The sequence below is a fragment of the Calidithermus chliarophilus DSM 9957 genome, assembly GCF_000430045.1.
In the GTDB taxonomy this organism is placed as follows: domain Bacteria; phylum Deinococcota; class Deinococci; order Deinococcales; family Thermaceae; genus Calidithermus; species Calidithermus chliarophilus.
Genome location: NZ_KE387023.1, coordinates 1,221,580 through 1,226,073, shown reverse-complemented (window position 1 = coordinate 1,226,073; position 4,494 = coordinate 1,221,580). Strand labels below are relative to the sequence as shown.

The 4,494-nt window shown below is 68.4% G+C and carries 4 protein-coding genes; 1 reads left to right on the top strand and 3 read right to left on the bottom strand.

Annotated features, from left to right (window positions below; translation table 11 throughout):
• Nucleotides 1-334: 334 nt before the first annotated feature.
• The 3 genes from MEICH_RS0105860 to era all read right to left on the bottom strand — a co-directional run bounded on the left by MEICH_RS0105860 (nt 335) and on the right by era (nt 2,775).
• Complete coding sequence (locus MEICH_RS0105860; RefSeq protein ID WP_027891838.1) at nt 335-973, bottom strand: PIG-L deacetylase family protein; 639 nt, start codon at nt 971-973, stop codon at nt 335-337.
• Nucleotides 974-979: 6 nt separating this feature from the next.
• Complete coding sequence (locus MEICH_RS0105855; protein WP_027891837.1) at nt 980-1,789, bottom strand: glucose-1-phosphate cytidylyltransferase; 810 nt, start codon at nt 1,787-1,789, stop codon at nt 980-982.
• Nucleotides 1,790-1,878: 89 nt separating this feature from the next.
• The gene (gene era, locus MEICH_RS0105850) at nt 1,879-2,775 is read right to left on the bottom strand and encodes a GTPase Era (protein WP_027891836.1); all 897 of its coding nucleotides are present in this window, start codon (nt 2,773-2,775) and stop codon (nt 1,879-1,881) included.
• A gap of 358 nt (nt 2,776-3,133) precedes the next feature.
• Here era and dprA point away from each other — a divergent pair, with 358 nt between their 5' ends.
• Nucleotides 3,134-4,153, top strand: coding sequence for a DNA-processing protein DprA (gene dprA / locus MEICH_RS0105845; protein ID WP_027891835.1), 1,020 nt, complete (start codon nt 3,134-3,136; stop codon nt 4,151-4,153).
• The last annotated feature ends 341 nt before the right edge of the window (nt 4,154-4,494 follow it).

Sequence of the window (4,494 nt, the reverse complement as noted above, 5' to 3'; positions counted from 1 at the left end):
GACAGCCGCTCGGCCAGCCCGCCCAGCCAGCGCTGGAGGAGCCGGTCGGAGCTTTCAGGGATGGGCTTGGGCAAAAGCCAGGGCATAAATGTACCTAAGGCTAGGGGCTCGGGTTAGAAAACGGTGTGAGTAAGGTTACGCCGAGCAGGCAGCCGTCAGCCCTCAGCCGTCAGCTAGTGGCTCGTGGTTACCCCTCCCCAACCCTCCCCGCGCGCGGGGAGGGAGTATCCCCCCAACCCCCCTTGCTAAGGGGGGTAACAAGGCGTTTTGCGTCTTGCGTCTTGCGTCTTGCGTTTTGCGTTTGGCGTACGGCGTAGGTCGTACGACGTACGACCTAAACCACCACCTTCCGCGCATAGAACGCCTCCGCGTACCGCGTGGCCGATTCCATCCCCCGCAAGCGGGGCAGGGCGCGGAAGGTCTCGGGGTCGAACCAGTGCTTCGAGCGCTGGGTGCCGAAGGCTTGCATCAGGTACTCGATCTTGCGCTCGAGCAGCTCGGGCTCGAGCCGCACGTAGAGGTTGGGCTGGCCCAAGTCGCCGTCGTACTTGGGGATCTCGTACTCGAGGACGGCGTGTGAGCGCCAGGTGTTCCAGGCGAGGTCGCTCAGGACGCGGTGGTCCTGGTGGCGGTCGGCGCGGGCGTGGGTGAAGACGAGGTGCGGGTCGAAGGCCTTGAGGGCCTCGAACTGCTCCTTGATGGCCTCGAGCTGCACCGGGAAGAAGCCGTCGCGGAAGCCGTGGGTGACGACCTCGGCCTTTTGTACGCCCTGCAGGAACAGGGCGGCGCCCCGGCGGGCCTCCGCGGCGCGGGTCGCGTCGCCGCTGAAGACCACCCACTTCACCTCGAGGCGGGGGTACTCGCGCACCAGCCGCAGCACCGTGCCGCCGCAGCCGATCTCGATGTCGTCGCTGTGGGCGCCCAGGAACAGCGCCCGCAGCGGCCGGGCGGGGTCGAAGGAGAAGGCGAACATGGGGCTTCAGGGCCGGGCCACGGGCGCGGGGGCCAGGGGCGGGCGGCGTTTCCACAGCTCCCAAGGGGCGTTGCCGCGCGAGTACATGTCGTTGAGCGCCTGCATCTCCTTGTAGGTGTCCATGCAGGCCCAGAAGCCGTGGTGCTTGTGGGTGAGGAGCTGCCCGGCGCGGATCAGGCGGTGGAAGGGCTCGTTGACGAGCTCCTCCCCGGGGCCGATGTAGTCGAAGATCTCCTTGCGGAAGACGAAGTACCCCGCGTTCTGCCAGTTGTCCGACTCCTCCGAGCTGCGGATGTCGCGCACGGTGCCGTCGTCGTCGGCGCTGACGTAGTGGAAGGTCACGTTGGGCCGCACGCTGACGAAGTTGGCGATCTTGCCGCTGGCGACGGCCCGCTCCACGTAGGCCCGCAGGTCGAGGTCGACGAGGCCGTCGGAGTAGTTGGCCAAGAACACCTCCTCGCCCTCGAGGTACGGCCGCACCGCCAGCAGGCGCTGGGCGATGTTGGACTGCAAGCCGGTGTCGGCGAAGGTGATCTTCCAGTCGTGGATGTCGCTGGTGATGAGGTCGACGTGCTTGCCGCCCGTCATCACGAAGTCGTTGGTGAGGGTCTCCTGGTAATTGAGGAAGTACTCCTTGATGAGGTCGGCCCGGTGCCCCAGGCAGAGGATGAAGTCCTTGTAGCCGAAGTGGGCGTAGAACTTCATGACGTGCCAGAGGATGGGCCGGTAGCCGATGGGCACCATGGGCTTGGGGATGCTCTCCGAGTAGTCGCGCATCCGCAGGCCGAGTCCGCCGCAAAAAAGCACTACTTTCATTTCGAATCGCTCCGTGAATCCATTTTGCCCGTAATCCCGCGAACGTTAAAGGTCATTCTGGCCCGGGAGGGGTTACGGCGGCGTTACCCCTACTCGTAGCCCAGCTCGCGCAGGGCTTCGGGGTCCTTGCGCCAGTTGGGGTAGACCTTGACGGCGAGCTCGAGGTAGACCGGACGGGCCAGGAACACCGAGAGCTGCTTGCGCGCCGCGGTGCCGATCTCGCGCAGCATGCGCCCCTCCTTCCCGATGAGGATGGGCTTGTGCGCCTCACGCTCGACGTAGAGGACGGTGCGGATGTAGACCATGCCGTTGGGGCGCTCGGCGAACTCCTCGGTCTTGGTGGCGATGGAGTAGGGGATCTCGTCGCGCAGGCGCTTCATGGCCTCCTCGCGCACGAGCTCGGCGGCCCACTCCTCGGGGCTCTGGTCGGAGCGGGAGAAGTCGGGGGGGTAGAAGAAGGGCCCTTCGGGCAGCATCGCCAGGATCTCGGCCCTGAGCTCGGCCACGGCGCCCTCGTGGGTAGCGCTAATCATGCGGGTCTCCGCGCCGGGGAGGAGCTCGGCGTAGGCCTCCATCGCGTCCTCGGGCCGCTTGGCCGCGTCGAGCTTGTTGCCCACCAGCATCACCGGGATGCCCTCGGGGCGGGCTTTCAGCGCGCGCGCTACGAGCTCGTCCTCGCGGGTGGGCGGGTGGCGCAGGTCCACCACCCACAGCACCACGTTGACCTCGGCCAGCGCCTCGACAATCTGGCGGATCATGTACTCGGAGAGCGCATCGGCGGCCTCGTGCCAGCCGGGGGTGTCCACGAAGATGATCTGGCGGTCGCCTTCGGTGTGGATCCCGCGCACCCGCTTGCGGGTGGTCTGGGGCTTGGGGCTGATGGGGGCCACCTTCACGCCCAGCAGCGCGTTGAGCAGGGTGGACTTGCCCACGTTGGGCTTGCCCACGATGGCCACGAAGCCGGAATACGTCGTACCTTCGGTCACGGCATTAAGTTACCCCAGGCGGGGGGATGGCTGATAGCTGGACGCCGAACGCCGAACGCCGATGGCCCATAGCCGATCGCTGGACGCTGGGCGCGGGTCGTGCGTCGTACGTCGTACGCAAGACGCCAAACGCAAGACGCAAGACGCGGGTCGTACGTCCTGCGTCGTACGCGAGATGCAACCCCCCTTAGCAAGGGGGGCTGGGGGGATAAAGCCTCCCCACGCGCGGGGAGGGACGGGGAGCAGGCCACGAGCGTTTGGCTTTTGGCTTTTGGCTATCGACCATCGACCATTGACCATCCACTATCGACTATCACCACCCCCACGGGTATATTGATCCCCAGCTTGTAACCAGTCTATGGACCCGCTTGCCCTCGCTCTCACTCCCCAGGTCGGCCCCAGGCGCCTCATGCAGGTGTTGCAGAAGAAAGACCTCAGCCCGGAAGCCGTCGAGGAGACGTTGGGGCGGGAGATCGGGGCGGAGTACCGCAAGGTGTTGAGGCAGGGGCGGGCCGAGCAGGAGCGGGAGCGGGCCGAGGGGCTGGGCATCCGGGTCATCGGGCTGTGGGAGGGGGGGTATCCGGAGGCGTTGCGGCAGCTCGAGAGCCCCCCGAGCGTGCTGTACCTGCGGGGGAGCATTCCCCCCTTCGAGCGCAGCCTGGGGGTGGTGGGGACGCGGCGAGCGAGCGTGTGGGCGAGTGACTGGACGCGCAAGGTGGCGCTCGAGCTCGCCGGGACCGGGGTGAGCGTGGTCTCGGGGCTGGCGAGGGGCATCGACACCGCGGCGCACCAGGGCAACCTCGAGGGCGGCGCCGACACCCTGGGCGTGCTGGGCAGCGCGCTCGACCAGATCTACCCGCCCGAGAACCGCGCTTTGGCCCAGCGGATGAGCCTGCTGTCGGAGTTCCCGCTGGGCACGCCGCCCCAGGCGTCGCTGTTCCCCCGGCGCAACCGCCTCATCGCCGCGCTGGCCCGCAGCGTGCTGGTGGTGGAGGCGGGCGTCAAGAGCGGCAGCCTGATCACGGCCAAGTTCGCCCTCGAGCTCGGGCGCGACGTGCTGGCGGTGCCGGGCCGCCCCGGCGACCCCTTCTCCGAAGGCTGCAACCGGCTGATCCAGGACGGGGCGGGGCTGGTGCTGGGCGCCGAGGACGTGCTGGGCAGCCTGGGCCTGCGGGCGCGCCCCAAGCCCCCTCTCGAGCTCGCCGGCCCCGAGGCCGCGCTGCACCGGGCGCTGCTCGAGCTCGGCGCGGCCCTGCCCGACGACCTGGCCCAGGCGGTGGGCCTGCCCCCGTCCGAGGTGCTCGCCCACCTGACGCTGCTCGAGCTCAAGGGGCTGGTGCTGGCGCTGCCCGGGGGGCGCTACGGGGTGGGGGCCTGATCGCGCTTCCCACAATCACTCGCCTCTCCCGGCGAGCGATTTACCCGCTACAGCGATGCTGTAGCGGGTATTCGTGGGAAACGCTCTGAAGCCTCTGCCCGGCGGAATTCCCCCGCTCTGGTAAAAAGTCGCAGGGCGGGGAGGGGGTTGTGCCTAAAATGCATAGCAATGGCGTCCCGCCTCGCGCAGCGCGACGAGATCCTCACGGCCACCGCCGAAGCGGTCGGCCTGCTGGGGGGCCCTGAGCCCCGGGCCCGCATCCCCTCAGCCCTCGCGCGGCTGGGGGAGGTGCTGGGGCTCGAGCAGGTCGTGCTGTTCGAGCAGGCGCCGGAGGGCGGGGG

What these genes read in the sequence shown, in the direction of transcription:
- MEICH_RS0105860 (WP_027891838.1), bottom strand. Translation starts at nt 973, where the DNA reads ATGTTCGCCTTCTCCTTCGACCCCGCCCGGCCGCTGCGGGCGCTGTTC.
- MEICH_RS0105855 (WP_027891837.1), bottom strand. Translation starts at nt 1,789, where the DNA reads ATGAAAGTAGTGCTTTTTTGCGGCGGACTCGGCCTGCGGATGCGCGAC.
- dprA (WP_027891835.1), top strand. Translation starts at nt 3,134, where the DNA reads ATGGACCCGCTTGCCCTCGCTCTCACTCCCCAGGTCGGCCCCAGGCGC.